Here is a 17,982-nt window from a genome sequence, read left to right on the forward strand (position 1 = left end):
CGGTTGGGCGGATCCAGCATATAGACGATGGATGAGCGAAGGGTGGTGAAGGCAAATCCACCGCCCACGATGAGGACGTTCTTGCCCTCCAGACCTTCCCAGGGGTACCAGTTGCCCAGTGGTCCCCGCAGGCCCATGATATCCCCGACCTTCATGTTGTGAAGATGGGTGGTGACCACGCCGGCCCGGTTGACGGTGAATTTGACGAACCCTTTCTCAACAGGGGATGAGGCGATGCCGATGGGGATTTCCCCCTTGCCGGGAATGGACAGTTCGGCAAACTGGCCGGCCTGGTAGGCGAACTTCTCTTCGTCGCCTTCGTTGAGGAAGACGAATTTGAACGTTTTCAGGCTCTTGTCTTCGGCCTCGACAGTGATGTCGTCAATGCGGACCGGATAGGGTAAATATGGATTTTGCACGTGTTCCTTCCTCCATGGGAATTATTAACCCTCTACAGCGCAGGCGTCTGCAGGTTTGAAGCTGTTCATCTGTTCGCACACCCGGCGGATATCGATATTTACCGGGCACTGGCGAACGCACCGGCCGCAGCCCACACACATGATGCCCGCTTCGTACTTGTCCACGAAGTATTTGAGCTTGTGCATGAAGCGCTGGCGGACCCGCTGGGTTTTGGTGTCCCGAGGATTGTGCCCGGTGGTGTGGGCGGTGAAGATGGGGAACATGCAGCTGTCCCAGTTTTTCATGCGCACACCGGACTTGCCGTGAACCTCGTCCTGAATGTCGAAACACCAGCAGGTGGGGCAGGAGAACGTACACGTGCCGCAGTTGATACAGGAAAAAGCGATGTCTTCCCAGAAGGGTGCACCGTGAAGTTCCAGAAGATCAGTCTCGGCCAGGTTATCGGTCTTGACGGTCGACACGATGCGGTCCTCCGCCGCTTGCCTGCCGGCTTCGAAGGCCGCCGCATCATCGGATGCCGCCTGCCAGCCGGCGGCATCGGCAAAGGCCTTGCCCTTGTCCGAGAGAATCTTGGCCAGGTAGGCGTCACCCTGTTCCATGACCAGCATGTCCAGCCCCTCCTCATGGTAGGGCCCGCAGCCGGCAGTGGTGCAAAAACAGGTGGACAGGGGCGTGTCGCAGGCCATGCCAATGAAGGTGGCTGCCCGGTAGGCGTTTAGCCAGTAAGGGTCCTTCACGTCCGGTGTGTCGAAGTTCAGCTTCACCAGCAGGGTCGATTTGGCATCGCAGGGCCGGATGCCGACCACGGCGCGGGGCGTGTCGTCCCTGGCAATCTCTTTCATGATGTGGTGATCGTCCTGGGACTCGTCTAAAGAGTATTCGAGCATCTCTTCGGATTGGGGAAACAGCAGCGCCTTGGGCGACAGGCGGGTATTGACCATTTCAAAATCCGGCATTTCACCCTTTTCCAGCTCCTTGAACTGGTGGTAGTCCTTCTCCTTGACCGGCCCGAACAGGCGGTAGGCATCGGCGGCAGCCGTCAATCCCTCGGCCCAGTTTTTCTTTTCGATTTTAACGAGCGTCATAGCGATAACCTTTATAGCCTTAAAGGAAGTTGCAGACGGGGAAACGACATTCCCCGCGACCCGGGTCTTCATCTACTTGATAAAGGCATCCGGATCATTGGCTTGGTAAGCAACCAGTGCCGGAGGCTGATCCAGGGAAAGCCCGGCTTCCCATCCGAACTGGTCCTGGCAGTCTTTTTCCAGCTTGCGCGTGAGCAGGCGCATGTTGATGCCCACCGGACAGGCGCGCTCGCAGGCACCACAGTCGGTGCAACGACCTGCGCAATGGTAGGCCCGCAAGAAATGAAACGTCCGTACATCCACAGGGTCTTGGCCCTTGCCTACCCACTGGGGTTTGGCTTCATCCACGAAACAGGTCGGACAGTAGCACAGCGGACAGGCATTGCGACAGGCGTAGCAGCGGATGCACGGTCGCAGGAGATCCTCGAAAAACTGCCATTTCTCCTCGCTGTCCATCTCCTCGATCTTACGGATGTCGGCATTGCGATCGATGTCGGTCTGTTCCTCCACCGGTTCGGCCACCATTTCATCAAAGATCACCGGATTGCGGTGGACGCACAGCGCGCAGTTCTGCTGCAGCACCTCGTTTTTGTCCAACAGGGTCTCCGCATCGGCAGTCTTGACCTTGATGGTGTTTTCGGTTTCGGAAACTTCCAGGATCTCACCCGTCACCAGGCCGGTGATCTTGCGTTTATCGATCATTCCAGTGCAGGGGACACCGATGATGGTGACCTGATCGCGCTTGATCTTGTTTTCGATGATGTGGGTGACGATGTTTCGTGAATCGCAGCCTTTGGCGAAAACAGCGATCTTTTCCTTGCGGTTGGTCAGGTAGTTCGCCAGGTTTATGCCGCAGTTGCTGTCCCATACCAACCACTGGACATCTTCGGGCTTGGTGACAAAGCAGGGTTCGTTCATCATGGGCATGGTTCCCTTGCGGAAGCCGATGACCATGTCCACGGTGCATTCTTTAAGAAGACGACCGGCAATGTCCCTCATTTTCTCGGTGTATCCTAACATATCAAGCTACCTTGGCCTTTTGTTTTACATAGTGTTGGTTGGGCCCCAAGGCGCGGACCGCTTCTGTCACCCGGGTCACCACATCAATGAATTTGGTGGCTTCGGCCGAAGACACCCATGACATGTGAAGGCGATCGCGTTCGATACCCATGTACTCCATGAGGTTGCTAAACAGAACAAACTTTCGTCGGGCGTAGTAATTACCTTCCAGGTAATGGCAGTCGCCGGGATGTCACCCGCTGACCCACACCCCGTCGGCGCCGTTTCGCAGCGCGGCCAGTGCGAATTTCGGGCTCATGCGACCGGTACAGGGGATGCGGATGACCCGGATATTGGGTGGATACTGCATCCGGCTGACACCGGCCAGATCCGCTGCGCCATAGCTGCACCAGTTGCACAGAAAGGCCACAATTTTCGGTTCCCATTCAGACATTTAGTTTCTCCTTCATTCAGGCCCGGCCGGCAACGGCAGGCGGCTTCCGCCCATTTTGTCACCGACCCGTTTTCAATTAGATGGCATCGAGCATGGCAAAAATCTGGTTGTTGTCGAACCCCTTGAGGTGGATGGCGCCCGACCGGCACGAGGCCACGCACAGGCCGCATCCCTTGCAAAGGGCTGGATTGATTTGGGCCTTTCCGGCATGCATGCGGGCGTCGGCGTCGATAAACGATGGTGCCGAGTAGGGGCAGATGGAGACGCAGACCCCGCAACTGCTGCAGATGGCAGGTTCGGTCTCGGCCACTTCGCCACTGGTAAAGATATTTTCCTGGGCCAGCAGGGTGATGGCCCGCGATGCCGCCGCCTTGCCCTGGGAGATGGCCTCATCGATGGATTTGGGGTAATGGGCCAACCCGCACAGGAAAACGCCGTCGGTGGCAAATTCACACGGTCCGAGCTTGGCGTGTTTCTCAACGAAAAAGCCGTCGTCGTTAAGCGGGATTTTGAAAAACTGGGCGAGCTGTTCATCGGCGTAAGGCACAATGGCCGCGGCCAGCGTCACCAGATCCGTGGTGATTTCCATGGGCCGGCCCAGTATATGGTCGGTGACACCCACCGCCAGTCGTTTCCCATCGCGCACCACCTCGGGCTTGTTTTCCAGTGCGTAGCGGATGAAGATTACACCGGCCTCACGCGCTTTTTTATACAGCGTTTCCCGCTCACCATAGGTACGGATGTCGCGGTAGAGGATGTAGACATTGGCCTCCGGATTGCGTATCTTGATGGCCAGGGCGCTTTCGATGGAATGGGTGCAGCAGACCCGCGAACAGTAGGGGCGCTGGGGTTCACGGGAACCCACGCACTGAATGAACACCGCTGAGTCGATCTCATCGAGCATGGCATCGTCGGCTACCAGCTTGCGATCCAACTCCAGGCTGGTCAGCACCCGCGGGTCTTTGCCGTAAAGGTATTCACTGGGCTCGGATTCGCTGGCACCGGTGGCCACGATCGTCACGCCATGTTCAATGGTGGTTTCTGCGGTTTTGTTTTTAAGGACCGTCTTGAAGTTTCCCACAAACCCGTCCACGCTGGCCAGTTGGGTATCCAGGTGCACTTGTAGCCGCTCTTCGGCGTTCACCCGGGCGACCAGTTCGGCCAGATGGGCCTGAATGTCTTCTCCCTTCCACGTCCGGTAGAGGCTGTTGGCCTGCCCCCCCAGTTGGTCGGTACGTTCCACCAGATGGGTGTCATATCCCTGGCGGGCCAGGCTCAAGGCGGCCGTCATGCCGGCGATGCCACCACCGATGACAAGGGTGGACTGGCCGACGGTGAGTTCGGTTTCGGCCAGCGGCTCTTTCAGCGCGACCTTGTTGATGGCCATGCGGACCAGATCCTTGGCTTTTTCGGTAGCGATGTCGGGATTGTTTTTGTGGACCCAGGAGTCCTGGTTGCGGATGTTGACCATCTCGAACAGGTATTTGTTCAGGCCCGCATTGATCAGGGTCTCCTGAAACAGCGGCTCGTGGGTTTTGGGCGTACAGGCCGCCACCACGACCCGATTGAGCTGTTTTTCGCGGATGATGTCGGTCATGCTCTCCTGGGTGTCCTGGGAACAGGAGTACATGTTGTCGGTAACGTATTCCACAAAGGGCAGGGTCGCCGAAAAATCACGAACCGCCGGCACGTCCACCACCCCGGCAATATTGATCCCGCATTTGCACACAAAGACGCCTACCCGGGGACGATCGCCGGTCACATTGGTTTCGGGAATCACTTCGGCCGTGCGGATCAGGGTATTTCTCGCCAAACTGAGCCGTTCACCCGCGGCTGCCGCCGAGGCACTGGCATCCACGATGGCCTGGGGGATGTCCTTGGGGCCCTGGAACGCGCCGCAGACATAAACGCCGGCACGGCTGGTGCTCACCGGTTCAAAGGTGCTGGTCTTGCAGAAGTTGCCCGGTGTGAGGCCCACACCCATCGACTCGGCCATGGCGACCACCTCGGGGGAGGTTTCCAGCCCCACGGAGAGGACCACCATGTCAAATACTTCCGTATGCATCTCACCACTTTCGGTCACATAACGGATCGACAGGTCGTCACTGCCCGGTACGGGATCGATGGTATGCACCTTGGATCGCAAGAAGCGGATGCCCTGGGATTTAGCCCCTTCGTAGTAGCGTTCGAAGTCTTTGCCGTAGGTTCGCATGTCCATGAAAAAGACCGCGCAATCCAATTCATCGCCGGCGTGCTCCTTGGCGATGACGGCCTCCTTGATGGCGTACATGCAGCACACCGAAGAGCAGTACTCATTGTTGCAGCGGTTCTGATCGCGGGAGCCGACACACTGAAACCAGGCAATCTTCTTGGGATCTTTATGGTCCGAGGGCCGGGCCACATGCCCTTCGGTGGGGCCGGAGGCGGACAATAGCCGTTCGAACTGCATGGAAGTGATCACGTTGGGATACTTGCCATATCCGTAAAAATCCAGTTTGGACGGATCGTAGGGATTAAAGCCGGGGGCCAGGATCACCGAACCCACTTCAAGATTCAGCAGCTCACGTTGTTCCTGATGGGTTTCCAGAGTCACCGCACCGGCGCCGCAGGCATCCACGCACTGGTAGCATTCGCAGCAGTAGCCGCAGTTCAGGCAGCGGTGGGCTTCGGCCTGACCCTCTGTTTCGGCAAGACCCTGTTCCACCTCCTTGAAATTTCCCTGGCGTGCCTTGGGTGGCAATTCCGGCATTTTGGAGCGTGCCGCCACCGCTTCGTCGGCGGGAATCGGGCGGTAGTTCGGTTCGCCACGTTCGATGGGCTCGCGACCGGCTGCCATGTCGACACCGTCCAGGTAGCGCACGATGGACTCGGCCGCTTCCTTGCCGGCAGCGACGGCACCAATGGCCACCCAGGGACCGGTCTGCAGGTCGCCGCCGGCAAAAACGCTTTGCCTTCCGGTGGCGTAAGTGATGGGATCCACCTCGGTGGTGCTCCAGCGGCTGAAATCCAATCCTTCGACCTCTTCGATGGCGGACAAGTCCGGCCGTTGACCGATGGCCGGGATCAGCTGGTCGATGTCGAGGTCGTATTCGCTGCCCGGGATCGGCACGGGCCGACGGCGTCCGGAGGAGTCCGGTTGGCCCAATTCCATGCGGATGCAACGCAGGCCGGTTACCTTGCCGTCGGTGGTCAGGATCTCCTGGGGGGCGGACAGATAGGTCAGGGAGACGCCTTCGGTTTCCGCGGCCCGGATCTCTTCTTCCCAGGCCGGCATTTCCGCCCGGGTACGGCGATAGATGATCTGAACGCTTTGGGCACCCAGGCGAACGGCCGAGCGGGCCACGTCGATGGCCACGTTGCCGCCGCCGACGATGGCCACTTGTTTACCCACCGGTGCAGTGCCGGAAAGGTTCACTTCGCGCAGAAAATCGACGCCCTGACGAACGCCATCGGCCTGTTCACCGGGAACACCCAGAGTGATCCCCTTGTGGGCGCCCAGGGCCAGGAAGACCGCCTTGAAGCCATGCTCTAAAAGGTTGTCCACGGTCAGGTCGGGGCCCAGCGGCGTGTTGGTTTTCAATTCAACGCCCATGTTGGTGATCAGCTCGATTTCACGATCCAGGACCTCAGGCGGCAGCCGATGATCAGGGATGCCCACGCGCAGCATGCCGCCGGCTTTGGGCAGGGCCTCGAAAATCGTGGATTTGATGCCCTTGCGGGCCAGTTGATAGGCCGCGGACAGACCCGCTGGGCCCGAACCGATAATGGCTACCTGTTCATCTCTCGGGGCAGCCCTGGGAATCTCGATGTCGCGGGGATCGAACTGATCGGCGGCCAGGCGCTTCAAATCACGGATGGCGACCGGCTGATCCACCTCACAGCGGCGGCAGGCGTCTTCGCAGCCGTGGGGGCAGATGCGTCCCAGCACGCCGGGCAGGGGCAGATCCTCCATGATGATCTTCAGGGCTTCTTTGTACTTGCCCTGGCCCACCATCTGCACGTAACCCTGAACATTGAGTCCGGCCGGACAGGCCAGGTGACAGGGAGCCTTGCCGACCTTCTGGATGGCAAATGCACCAGGAATGGCCTGGGGGTAGCGCTTGTAGGTCGCCTTGCGATCATTGAGTCCCTGGTTGTATTCGTCGGGCAGGGAGACCGGGCACACCTCGGCGCAATCCCCGCATGAGGTGCATTTGGCCGGGTCGATGAAACGGGGGCCTTTATCGATGGTGACGCTGAAATTACCGTCGACGCCCTGAATCTCTTTGACTTCTGCGCAGGTGATCAGGTTGATGTTCAGATGCCGGCCGAACTCGACCAGTTTCGGGGAGATAATTCACATGGCACAGTCGTTGGTGGGAAACGTCTTGTCCAGTTCGCTCATTACCCCGCCGATGGCCGGGGATTTTTCAACCACATGAACCAGGTATCCCGAATCGGCCAAATCCAACGCGGCCTGCATGCCGGAGATGCCGCCACCCACAACCAGAACAGAACCAATTGCGTTCTTCGTCATTGTTTTGTTCTCCCGATCGCGCTTGAAACGCATGATGATAATTCTTTAACTCTTCTAAACAATTAAGAAAAAAATAGTAAGTGGTGTATATTTTGATTGACAAACCTAACTATATGGACATGATGGCCTTGTCAATAAAATTCGGCTTCGTTTCTTTCAATTATGCGAATATGCCCAAAAAATTGATTTGAATCAAGTAAAAAACATTGATCCATCGCTTATCCCCATGCTAAATCCTGCACACATGTTCCCGCCGATCTATTTCTGATCTGCTTCTATCACTTGGAAACAGGAGACACGCCTGATGGCCAATGATAATCCATCGGTAGTCAATATCGCCCTTATCGGCGGTGGTGAACGCTGCAGAGAAGTTTTGGAGATGACCACCGTCGACTTTTTACAGGATCAGGTCAACTCCAGAATCGTGGCCGTGGCCGAAAGCGACAGCGCGGCACCCGGGGTGGCGCTGGCTCGCCGAAAGGGCCTGACCACCGTTTCAAATTTTCGCAAGCTATATGAACCCGGCTACCATGTGCATCTGTTTATGCTGCTCGACCCCGATCCCAACTTGTTGCGCCAGATACTGGAAACCAAACCCGATCATCTGCGGGTGCTTGCCCACCAGGCGTTCGATCTGTTCTGGAAAGCGTTCAAATCCAGAGAAAGAGTGCTCCAGCAACGAACCGAAGAGATGCAGACCATCCTTAACGGTATTCAGGATTTGATTCTGGTGATAACGCCGGATCAGAAAATCGTGGATGCCAACGAGGCATTTTTAAGACAGATGGGCTATAGCAAAGCGGAGGTCGTGGGTAAGAAGTGTTTCGAAATTTACCACCAGACCAACCAATCCTGCTATGGCCAGCAGAGCGGGTGCCCGCTCAATACCGTAATACGAAACCGCCAAACCGCCAAAACGATTCGCACCCGTACAGACCCCCACGGAAAAACGCATTACATGGAAGTTACCATTCACCCGCTTTGGGAAAAAGACGGTAAAATTTCCCAGTTCCTGGAGATCAGCCACGATTTTACCGAACACATGGTAAAGGAGGGGGAAAACCGCCGACGCCTGGAGCAGATGGTTGAGGAGCGCACACGCCAATTGCAGGAGACCCACGCCAAACTGCTCCACCAGGATAAGATGGCCTCTTTGGGCAAGCTATCCGCCTCGGTGGTCCATGAGATCAATAACCCCATTGCCGGCATTTTAAACTTTATCTTGCTGATGAGACGGATTTTGAAGGAAGAGACAGACGCTACCCGGGGGCTGGATTCTTTTGACCGTTACCTGACGCTGATGGAGGCCGAAACCCGTCGGATCAGCCGGATTGTCTCCAATCTGTTGACCTTTTCCCGGCAGTCCAAAATGGAATTGGGCACACAGGATGTCAACCGGCTCATTGAAAAAACCATCGTGCTCAACGAGAACTTGCTCAAGATCCACAGCGTCAAGATCTGCAAAGAACTGGATCCCGCGTTGCCGCAGGTGGTGGGGTCCGCCGATCAATTGCAGCAGGTGTTCATGAACATGGTGTCCAATGCCGCCGAAGCCATGGAGAGCAAGGGTGGCGGCAGGCTGGTCGTGAAAACCTGGTGCGGCGATGCGGCGAATGCGATCTACATCTCATTTGACGATGACGGCGTCGGGATTTCACAGGAGCATCTGGGCAAGCTGTTCGAACCCTTTTATACGACCAAAAAAAAAGGCAAGGGGGTCGGGTTGGGACTCAGTGTCGTATACGGTATTATCGAGGCGCATAACGGCAGCATCTCGGTAGATACCTTGCCGGGCAAGGGCGCGACCTTTACGATTCGGCTGCCGCTGTCACCGGAAAAACAATCAGCCGAAACGGCCGATGCCGTGCGGAACTGAAACCGAAACTGAACCGCGGTAGCGAGCGCATTCCCCGCTGCTTGTCGGAGTGAAGCAGAGATCCCGAGCATCGGGGCGGCGGGGTTGGCGAGCGAACTGAAAATCGATTTTTTATCCTAACGGTGCTGCGCAGCACTGCCGTTATAGGCAGAACATTCCCCGCGGCTTAGCCGCGGGGAGGGTTCAATGCGGAGGAAAAATGAGCAAAACCCGGATCATGGTGGTGGACGACGAGTTGATCATCCGAGAATCACTGGCCGGGTGGCTGGAACGTGACGGTCATCATGTGGAGACCGCTGCCAGTGGGGAAAAGGCCCTGGAAAATATCGCCGCTGCCCATTACGATATCATGCTGGTGGATATCAAGATGGATGGGCTAAGCGGGTTGGACGTTCTCAAGGCGGTCAACGAGCGCGATCTCGATACGGCGGTTGTGATGATTACGGCCTACGGTTCCATCTCGACGGCCATCGAAGCCATGAAGCGCGGGGCCGTGGAATATTTGCTCAAGCCCTTCGATCCGGAAGAGATCGGGGTGCTGATCGAAAAGATCATCGCCCAGCAGGCCCAGGCCAAAGAGAATCTGTACCTGCGCGAACAGGTGAAAGAGCGCACTCGCTTCGAAAGCATGATCGGTCAATCCCCGGCCATGCAGGAGGTGTTCGATCTCATCCAGGATGTGGCCCCCATGGACTCCACCATTTTAATCACCGGCGAAACCGGCACCGGCAAGGGGCTGGCCGCCAAGGCGATCCACACCCACAGCAAGCGCTGCCAGGGACCCTTTGTGGCCGTCAATTGCGGGGCCATACCCGAGCACCTGATGGAGAGCGAATTGTTCGGTCATCAGAAAGGTGCCTTCACCGACGCGCGTGAAACCAAAAAGGGCCGCCTGGAAATGGCCAACGGCGGCACCTTGCTTTTGGATGAGATCGGCGAGATCGGCATGCGCATGCAGATCGACCTGCTGCGCGTGCTGGAGGACCGTGTGTTTTACCGGGTGGGGGGAACCCAACCCCTGGAAGCCGATTTTCGGGTGATTGCCGCCACTAATCGAGATCTGAAGAAGGCCATCGCCGCCGGTGCTTTTCGCGAAGACCTATTTTACCGCCTCAACGTCATCGCTTTTGCCATGCCGCCCCTGCGCGATCGCAAGGAAGATATCCCCCTGCTTTGCGACCACTTCCTGCATCGCTTCGCCCAGGAAACCAACAAACCGATTCGAAAGGTTTCCCGGGAGGCCATGGATGAAATGATGCTTTTTGACTGGCCCGGGAATATCCGAGAGTTGGAGAACGCCATCGAAAGAGCCGTGGTGGTTGGCAAAGGCGCTCAGGTGATGCTCAATGATCTGCCGATTGTCTGCGTACCGGACATCAACAGACCCTTTGACCATAGCCTTAAAGCCATGGAAAAGAGCCATATTTTGCAGGTACTCACGGAAAACGCCTGGAACATTTCGATTTGTGCGAAAATTCTGGGGATCGATCGATCCACCTTATATAGTAAGATCAAACGCTACGAGCTGCAGAGCCCATCTTGACAGCCATTCCCGAAGAGACAATTCTGATTGCTCCCGTCGGTACATTCGACGCCGACATTCTATCTGCCGTTGAACAAATGGTTCCGCAGATTTTCGGCATGTCATGCCGCATTGAAACGCTGCTCGACGATATCGATTTTGCCTGGAACGCAGAGCGCAGGCAGTTTCACTCGACCGCGATTCTTACCAAACTGTCCGAAAATTCCCCCACCGATGCGTTCAAGGTCATCGCGCTGACCCACAACGATCTTTTTATCCCCATTCTTACCCATGTGTATGGAGAGGCCCAGTTGGGGGGCACCAGCGCGATTGTCTCCACCTGTCGTCTGGCCGGCGGGATCTCCCCGGTCGGGCAGCGGACCCTTTATCTTGAGCGCATCACCAAAGAAGCAGCCCATGAACTGGGGCATACCTTTGACCTGCGCCACTGCAAGGATCACCAGTGCCTGATGCACTACTGCCGCAGCATCAAGGATGTGGATGGAAAGACCAACCAGTTGTGCCGTTATTGCCAGGTGCTGCTCAAGGACTATTTGAAGGTTGTCAGTTCTTAAGAAATTGCCGGGCCATCTCCGCCCAGCAGGTCGGAGGTAATTGCCCAAGGATGTCATCGGCAAGATTTCCGCCGTCTGCCGCCAGCGGCCCCAGGTGGGTTTCGACGGCCTGGTACAGGTGCTCGATTTCGGTTTCGATAAAAGCCGTGGCCTCGGTGCCCATCTGCAAGGTGGGCAGCTCTTCACGCAGGCGATCCGGCTGAACCATCAGCAGCCAGCCATTCCCGTAGGGATCGGCCGGCAACACCGCAGGATCGCTGCTTATCTTGGGATTGAAGGCCGTGACCACACCGCTGACCGGCGCCAGCAGGCCGGTTTTAAGATCGCCGCGATTCATGCGTATACCCACCTGATCGCGCTGCAACGGTTTGCCCATCAGCGGCAGGTCGATGCGGTCCATCGGCCCCAGTAGTCTGGCGGCAAAGGCGTCGAGCCCGATACGGACCTGGCCGCCGGAGGCCATTCCCACCCACGTATGACCCCGGTGAAGATAGATCCCCTGGGGAATCTTGATGCCCTGTACGTCTTTCATACCGACGGGTTTGAGCACCGCGTGGACCGTGTATTCATCCTGGAAATACTGGTCGAACTCACAGTTGCTGCACAAGTAGTCGTTGGTGCAGGCACGAAAGCCAATGCGGCCCTTGAGATGATGCAGGCAGGGGCGCCGCTTGGCGGGCAACGCCCTGAGTTTGTCGGCCCAGTAAACAATACGCCCACGCCGGCCGGGAACCGCTGCGCCTGCTGACGATCGCTCGTGGTTTTCCTCTGCCAGGTGACGCAGGGCTTTGTCGAACCGGCAGCCGGTGCAATCGAAGGCCCTGCGGCACATTTTGGTTTTTACCACACCGGCCTGCATCCAGATGCAGGGGCCGGATGGTAGTGTGCGCTGTTGGTTTGTCATGGTCTCAACCCGTTTTCAAGAATGCTTGGGTCAATTTTTGCCAGTCCAGGCCGGGCAGGTTGCCGTAGAGGTCCGGCCCGAAGGTACCGCCGTCAGCGGCCAGAGGGCCGGCGACCTCGGTTACCATCTCTTCCAGAACACCCACTTCGCCGTTGATCCAGTCGACACTGGCCGCATCGCTCATCAGCCGTTTGGCCGCCGATTTGACGTCCGGGGTCCGCACCACAAACAGCCACCCATCTCCATAGGGCTCACGGTTGGCCAGTCCGGGATTTTCCATCACCCGGGTATTGACTTCCATGATGACCCCGTCGACAGGAGCACGCACATCCGCCAGATGATCGCGCCTTTTCAGTCCCCAGGCGATCTGGTCATGGTTCAGTTCCTTGCCCATGAGGGGCAACTCGAACCCATCGGCCTGGCCGAAGACCTTCAGGGAAAAATCATCCAACCCGATGCGCAAACAGCCGCCACTTTCAATCCGCGCCCAGGTGTGGCCATTGTGGAAATGATAGTGACGGGGAACATCGAAGCCCTTGACCGTTTCTACGATGGTTGGCATGCTTTTGGTTTTGGCGGCAAGAACATCTTCAAAATATTGGTCGAAGTCGCATTTGTCACAGCGAAAGTCATAGGCGCAAGCGCGATTGGCGATCCGTCGGGTCAGACTGTGCCGGCAGATGCGATCCAGCGCCGGCTGCCGACGCATGGCGTCCTGCCAACTGATCTGTTTACCTTGGGAAACCTTGGCCCGCAGGGCGTGGTCATACTTGCAAGTGGTGCAATCGTAAAAATTGTTGCAGCTTTTGTACTTGACCGCCCCGGCCTGCATCCACAGACAGGGATTGTCGGCCTGGGCCTTTTTATCAGGTTTGATCACCCATACCTGGCCCCCGAGCACGGACCCGATCCCGGATTCCTGTCCTATTTCATGGCGATCCCCGCGATGATAAGACGATCCGTAACCGATGTGGCTTCTTGGATGTCCGTTACCTTTTTTAGTCATTTTTGCTCTCCTTTGCTGGTTATTTTGTATATGCTTGATCTTGTGTTAACGGGTTGTCTTGATTCGGATCAACCGGGTGTGGTAAAACCGCGCCACATGGGTTGCCTGTCTTGTTGGTCCATGACAAAGCAAACAACGTGCCATATTTATAACATATTGATTTAAAAGTTAAAAAATATATATGGCGGCGTTTATTGCAACAAGAACCGGGGGAAGTGTAGTAATTTCCAACAAGGCCACAAGGCAAAAACACACCCTGGAGCTTGAATAGGCAGAATAATAAATAATTACAGATAACTATAAGGATGTAGGATTTTTCTACACCCCGAGTCGGAAATTCCTACAGCCGGGAACCATGATATTGATTCGGTCCATGAGGGCCTAACAATTTGAGAGGAAAGAGAGGACAATACCAGATGGATTTTCAAAACCTGGAAGCACTAATCGCTTTCGCCATTGAAAATGAGAAGGAAGCCGCGAATTTTTACGAAGAAAACAGCGAATCCGAAATGATGTCCGGCAAGAAGCAGATGCTCAAGGAGTTTGCCACCGAGGAGCGCAAGCACCAGAAGATGCTGGAAGATTACCTGGCAACCGGTGTCGTCGACAAACTCGACGATTACCGGTTTAATTGGATAGTCGACATCAAGCGCAGCGATTATGTGGACGCCGTGGAATACAAACCGGGCATGGCCTACAATGAACTGCTCATGCTGGCGATGAAGCGTGAAGAGGCGGCACTCATGCTTTACAACCAACTGCAGGACAAAGCGGAGAGCGACGGCGCCAAAAAGCTCTTCAAGATGCTTTGCCAAGAGGAGGCCAAGCATAAGCTCGCGCTGGAAACCATGTATGACGACTACATGGCCAAGATGGGTGACTGATCGTTGGTTCAGCCTTCGCCCAAATACAAGCTTATCGTTGTTTGCGGACCCACCGGGTCGGGTAAGACCGGCTTTGCCATCAAGTTGGCCCGGCAGTTCAACGCCGAGATCATCGGTGCCGACTCCATGCAGATCTACCGCCATATGGATATCGGTACGGCCAAACCGACTTCGGCGGAGCGTGCGGCGGTTCCCCACCACATGATCGACATCGTGGACCCGAACGAAGATTTCGATGCCGCTGCCTATGCCGACATGGCCGGAGGAGTTGTTCGGCAGGCGATGGCTCGGGGGCGGATCGTCTTTGTCGTGGGGGGGACCGGTTTTTACATCAAGGCGCTGATTCACGGTCTTTTCGAGAAAGGCCCATCGGATCCGGCGGTTTGCCGGCGCCTGAAGCAGCAGGCCGAATCCGAGGGGACTGCTGCTCTTGCCCGGCGCCTGCGGGAAATTGACCCCCTCGCCGCCGAAAGGATCCATTCCAATGATACCTATCGCCTCATCCGGGCACTGGAGGTGTTCGAGGTTACCGGCGAATCCATAACTGTTTTTCACCAGCGCCACGGGTTCCGGGAACAGCGCTACAACACTCTGGAATTGGGTCTCGGCTGGCCCCGTCCGGTGCTCTACGATCGAATCAACCGGCGGGTTGATCTCATGATGGCCCAGGGTTTTCTGGATGAGGTGCGGCAGTTGATGGCCAGGGGCTACGGCAGTGAACTCAGATCCATGCAGAGCCTTGGATATCGGCACCTGTCTGCGGTGGTCGGCGGTGATACCAGCCTGGCGGAGGCGGTGACGATGTTGAAGCGGGACCACCGTCGCTACGCGAAACGCCAGTTGACCTGGTTCGGTGCCCGCCAGTCGGTCCACTGGTTGACCCCGAATCAGACGGCGCCGGCGGCTGACCGGATCCGCGCATTCCTTTCATGAAAGGTATCGACGCCATCTTCAGCTCGCCGGCCAGATGACCCGTGGTTTGATGTTTATTCGTCAGACGGGACCGCTGGGCCCGGATTCTTTAACCGCGTTTTGATTGTTTTCAATTATGGGCAGGGTGGGTTCAGGGTTCATTTCAACTTGGTGTTTGGGAATTCGGACCCTGAAGAGAGACCCTTCGCCCGGTTTGCTGGCCACCGTAATCGTGCCGCCGTGCTGGCCGATGACACGATTGGCGATAAACAATCCCAGACCGGTACCCCTTCTCCCCTTGGTCGAGTAAAAGAGGCTAAAAACCCGGTCGCAAATATCCCTGTCCATGCCGATGCCGTCGTCGGCAATGCAAAAAACGATTTCATCGCCCGGTTCGGTGATGCTTAAATCGATCTGGTGTGTCGGCATGCGGTGGTCTTTTAGACAGGCGTCCACGGCATTTTCCAGGATGTTGACCAGGGCTGCCTGCAGGTAATCGGCGTCCACTTGCATGGTGCCTGCGGTTCTGTCAATATGACAAGCCAGCCGGATGCCGCATCCGTCAATGCGAGGCTGGATGACCCGGACCAGATCCTCGACAAAATCGGCGATCCGGACCGGAGCTCGATTCAGTTCCCGTTCCTTGGCATAATAAAGGATATCCAGCACCATCTTGCGGATGCGTTGGACCGTCTCCTGGGCGGCCTGGCAGCCCTCTTCCACCCGCTTGAAGTCTTTTTTGTTCAACCCGGATGACACCAGGTAGAGACCGCCGTCCAGGCTGGTGAGCAGCCCCTTCATGCCGTGGGAGACGGACCCGATCATCAGGCCCAGGGAGGCCAGGTGATCCTGGAGCTCGGTCTTCTCTTTTACCAGCTGCTCAAGGCTCTGGGTGTAGTCCTGCAGCTTCCGTCGCATGGCGATCTTTTCCCGAGCCCGGCGCAGGGCGATTTCCAGGGCGTCCACATTGATGGGTTTGGTAATAAAATCGGTGGCTTCGTATTTCAGGCTTCGGATGGCCAGATCCATGTCCCCGTGGCCGGTAATCATGATCACTTCGGTTTCCATATTTTCGTGCTTGATTTTTCGCAGCAGTCCGATGCCGTCACCCCCGGGCATCTTGATGTCGGTGACCACGATCTGGGGATTTTCTTTTTGAAAGAGGTCGAAGGCCGTTGCGGCGTTTTCCGCCTCCACGGTGCGGTAGCCCATGTCTTGCAGGGAGATGGCCAGAACCTCCCGGATATCCGGTTCGTCGTCGACGATTAGAATGGTTTTGCCGCTGGTGTCATTCATGGGAAGTCTCCGCCTTGCCGTCAGCGGATGCGCTTGTGGCATCCGTTGCATCGGTGATTGGGAAACGCAGGATGAAGCAGGTGCCATGGGGCTTGTCGGGCACTGCCTCGATGGTTCCGCCACACTCCTTGACGATGCCGTAGCTGATGGAAAGCCCTAGCCCCGTGCCTTTGCCCACTTCCTTGGTGGTGAAAAAAGGCTCGAAGATCTTTTCTGCCAGGTTATCCGGGATACCCGTGCCCGTATCGCAAACTCGGCATGCCACCCACCGACCCTCGATGCCCGTCCACAGGCGGATGGTCTTCTCCCCGTCGGCATCACCCGCCGGCTGGTTTCCGCATCTGGATTCGATGGCATCCCGGGCATTGAGCAACAGGTTGATGAACACCTGTTCCAACCGGCTGGGGTCGGCATGGATGCGCGGCAGTGGTTCAAGGATCTCCCAGACCACCTGGATGCCCCGCACCTTGAGCTGCTGGCTGAAAATTTCGAAGGCGCTTTTTAAGACTTCATTGAGCTGAACCATGACCATCTCCATATCCGATTTCCTGGCAAACTGGCGCATGTGGTTGATGATCCTGGCGGCCCGGTCCACGTTGCCGTCCACCTTGTCCAGCATGGTGGCTAGCACGTCCGGGGCGATGGCTTCCGATGCGTTGAGCTTTTTCATGAAAAAACTGCTCACCGTCTTGATCACGGAGAGGGGCTGGTTCAGTTCGTGGGCCACGCCGGTGGCCATCTCCCCTAGCGTTGCCATTTTGCTGGCCTGGATGAGCTGCTGTTCGGTCTCCAGACGCTTGGTAATGTCGCTGGTGGTCACTAGGAGCACTTGCTGGCCTGAGTATTCAGACGGCGATATGCGGATGTTGACGAATAGCCCCTTGCCGTTACGATCCAGATGGCGGGCCTGGTTGATGACCGAACAGGTGACGATCTTGAATGCATAATGATCTCGCTCGTCTTTGTGGAACAGTGTCATGAATGAATTGCCGGCAATTTCTTGCACCGTATAGCCGTAGACGGCGGTGACGCTTTTGTTGCAGTCCATGATCTGCAGCGTCTTCACATCCAGCACGAACACCGGATTGGGGATGTTGCTGAAGATGGCATGGTACTTCTTTTCGGATTTTTCCAGATCCACCTCCAGCTGTCTATGCTGGGTGATGTCTAGCGATATCTCCATGGCGGCAACGACGTCGCCGCTGGCGTTTTTGATCGGTGACGTCCGCACCAGCCAGTGTTTCACGGAGCCATCCTTGTCCACACCGCTTTCCTCGGCCTGGTGGGACAGGCCGTCGGCAAAGGTCTTCTCCACCGGACAGGAGACGCATTTTTCCGTCCTCCCTTTGTAGGCATGGTAGCAGTAGTCGTCGGGTTCGGGGGCAAAGCGTTGGAAGAACTCCCGGTTGAAACGCAGCATCCGGTAATTGCGGTCCTGGACGGTGATCAGGCAGGGAACCCGCTCGAACAGGTTCTGGTACTCGTCTCGCTGCTTATTCAGCTCATCTTGACTGGAGGCGATCTCGTCGGACA

Annotated in this window: 14 protein-coding genes; 5 read left to right on the forward strand and 9 right to left on the reverse strand. The window is 56.7% G+C overall.

Annotated elements, in window-relative coordinates:
- The 5 genes from QNK41_RS18445 to QNK41_RS18465 form a co-directional block, all read right to left on the reverse strand.
- The coding region (locus tag QNK41_RS18445; RefSeq protein ID WP_319259867.1) for an FAD-binding oxidoreductase at positions 1-419 on the reverse strand (419 nt) is incomplete at its 3' end.
- A 24-nt stretch (positions 420-443) separates the two neighbouring features.
- The gene (locus QNK41_RS18450; RefSeq protein WP_319259870.1) at positions 444-1,505 is read right to left on the reverse strand and encodes a 4Fe-4S dicluster domain-containing protein; all 1,062 of its coding nucleotides are present in this window, start codon (positions 1,503-1,505) and stop codon (positions 444-446) included.
- Between the two features lie 72 nt (positions 1,506-1,577).
- Positions 1,578-2,504, reverse strand: a complete 927-nt coding sequence (locus QNK41_RS18455; protein WP_319259873.1) for a 4Fe-4S dicluster domain-containing protein — start codon at positions 2,502-2,504, stop codon at positions 1,578-1,580.
- 22 nt (positions 2,505-2,526) lie between these two features.
- The gene (locus QNK41_RS18460; RefSeq protein WP_319259875.1) at positions 2,527-2,958 is read right to left on the reverse strand and encodes a hydrogenase iron-sulfur subunit; all 432 of its coding nucleotides are present in this window, start codon (positions 2,956-2,958) and stop codon (positions 2,527-2,529) included.
- A gap of 76 nt (positions 2,959-3,034) precedes the next feature.
- Positions 3,035-7,474, reverse strand: coding sequence for an FAD-dependent oxidoreductase (locus QNK41_RS18465; protein WP_319259878.1), 4,440 nt, complete (start codon positions 7,472-7,474; stop codon positions 3,035-3,037).
- A 304-nt stretch (positions 7,475-7,778) separates the two neighbouring features.
- On the opposite strand from QNK41_RS18465, the gene QNK41_RS18470 reads away from it, so the two are divergent.
- From QNK41_RS18470 to QNK41_RS18480, 3 genes are all read left to right on the forward strand, one after another.
- Positions 7,779-9,350, forward strand: coding sequence for a two-component system sensor histidine kinase NtrB (locus tag QNK41_RS18470; RefSeq protein ID WP_319259881.1), 1,572 nt, complete (start codon positions 7,779-7,781; stop codon positions 9,348-9,350).
- 199 nt (positions 9,351-9,549) lie between these two features.
- A complete protein-coding gene (locus tag QNK41_RS18475; protein WP_319259884.1) occupies positions 9,550-10,893 on the forward strand; it encodes a sigma-54 dependent transcriptional regulator in 1,344 nt (447 codons plus the stop codon).
- Positions 10,890-11,447 (forward strand): archaemetzincin family Zn-dependent metalloprotease, encoded by a 558-nt coding sequence (locus QNK41_RS18480; protein ID WP_319259886.1) that lies wholly within the window; start codon positions 10,890-10,892, stop codon positions 11,445-11,447. Before QNK41_RS18475 ends, QNK41_RS18480 begins: the two co-directional genes overlap by 4 nt.
- Here the strand turns inward: QNK41_RS18480 and QNK41_RS18485 are convergent.
- Positions 11,437-12,351, reverse strand: coding sequence for a hypothetical protein (locus QNK41_RS18485; protein ID WP_319259889.1), 915 nt, complete (start codon positions 12,349-12,351; stop codon positions 11,437-11,439). The two genes, QNK41_RS18480 and QNK41_RS18485, sit on opposite strands and share 11 nt — an antisense overlap.
- A 4-nt stretch (positions 12,352-12,355) precedes the next feature.
- Entirely contained in the window at positions 12,356-13,357 is a 1,002-nt protein-coding gene (locus QNK41_RS18490) for a glycine cleavage system protein H (RefSeq protein WP_319259892.1), read from the reverse strand.
- Between the two features lie 416 nt (positions 13,358-13,773).
- On the opposite strand from QNK41_RS18490, the gene QNK41_RS18495 reads away from it, so the two are divergent.
- Positions 13,774-14,241, forward strand: a complete 468-nt coding sequence (locus QNK41_RS18495) for a ferritin family protein (RefSeq protein ID WP_319259895.1) — start codon at positions 13,774-13,776, stop codon at positions 14,239-14,241.
- 3 nt (positions 14,242-14,244) lie between these two features.
- The gene (miaA, locus tag QNK41_RS18500) at positions 14,245-15,174 is read left to right on the forward strand and encodes a tRNA (adenosine(37)-N6)-dimethylallyltransferase MiaA (protein WP_319259898.1); all 930 of its coding nucleotides are present in this window, start codon (positions 14,245-14,247) and stop codon (positions 15,172-15,174) included.
- Positions 15,175-15,234: 60 nt separating this feature from the next.
- On the opposite strand, the gene QNK41_RS18505 is transcribed toward miaA, so the two are convergent.
- Together QNK41_RS18505 and QNK41_RS18510 are read right to left on the reverse strand one after the other, a co-directional pair.
- Complete coding sequence (locus QNK41_RS18505) at positions 15,235-16,449, reverse strand: hybrid sensor histidine kinase/response regulator (RefSeq protein WP_319259901.1); 1,215 nt, start codon at positions 16,447-16,449, stop codon at positions 15,235-15,237.
- Positions 16,442-17,982: PAS domain S-box protein (locus QNK41_RS18510; RefSeq protein ID WP_319259904.1), on the reverse strand; the 1,541-nt coding region annotated here is incomplete at its 5' end. The genes QNK41_RS18505 and QNK41_RS18510, both read right to left, overlap by 8 nt.

It is taken from the genome of Desulfosarcina sp. (assembly GCF_033791525.1).
In the GTDB taxonomy this organism is placed as follows: Bacteria; Desulfobacterota; Desulfobacteria; order Desulfobacterales; family Desulfosarcinaceae; genus Desulfosarcina.

What these genes read in the sequence shown, in the direction of transcription:
- QNK41_RS18450 (WP_319259870.1), bottom strand. Translation starts at nt 1,505, where the DNA reads ATGACGCTCGTTAAAATCGAAAAGAAAAACTGGGCCGAGGGATTGACG.
- QNK41_RS18455 (WP_319259873.1), bottom strand. Translation starts at nt 2,504, where the DNA reads ATGAGGGACATTGCCGGTCGTCTTCTTAAAGAATGCACCGTGGACATG.
- QNK41_RS18470 (WP_319259881.1), top strand. Translation starts at nt 7,779, where the DNA reads ATGGCCAATGATAATCCATCGGTAGTCAATATCGCCCTTATCGGCGGT.
- QNK41_RS18475 (WP_319259884.1), top strand. Translation starts at nt 9,550, where the DNA reads ATGAGCAAAACCCGGATCATGGTGGTGGACGACGAGTTGATCATCCGA.
- QNK41_RS18485 (WP_319259889.1), bottom strand. Translation starts at nt 12,351, where the DNA reads ATGACAAACCAACAGCGCACACTACCATCCGGCCCCTGCATCTGGATG.
- QNK41_RS18490 (WP_319259892.1), bottom strand. Translation starts at nt 13,357, where the DNA reads ATGACTAAAAAAGGTAACGGACATCCAAGAAGCCACATCGGTTACGGA.
- QNK41_RS18495 (WP_319259895.1), top strand. Translation starts at nt 13,774, where the DNA reads ATGGATTTTCAAAACCTGGAAGCACTAATCGCTTTCGCCATTGAAAAT.
- QNK41_RS18505 (WP_319259901.1), bottom strand. Translation starts at nt 16,449, where the DNA reads ATGAATGACACCAGCGGCAAAACCATTCTAATCGTCGACGACGAACCG.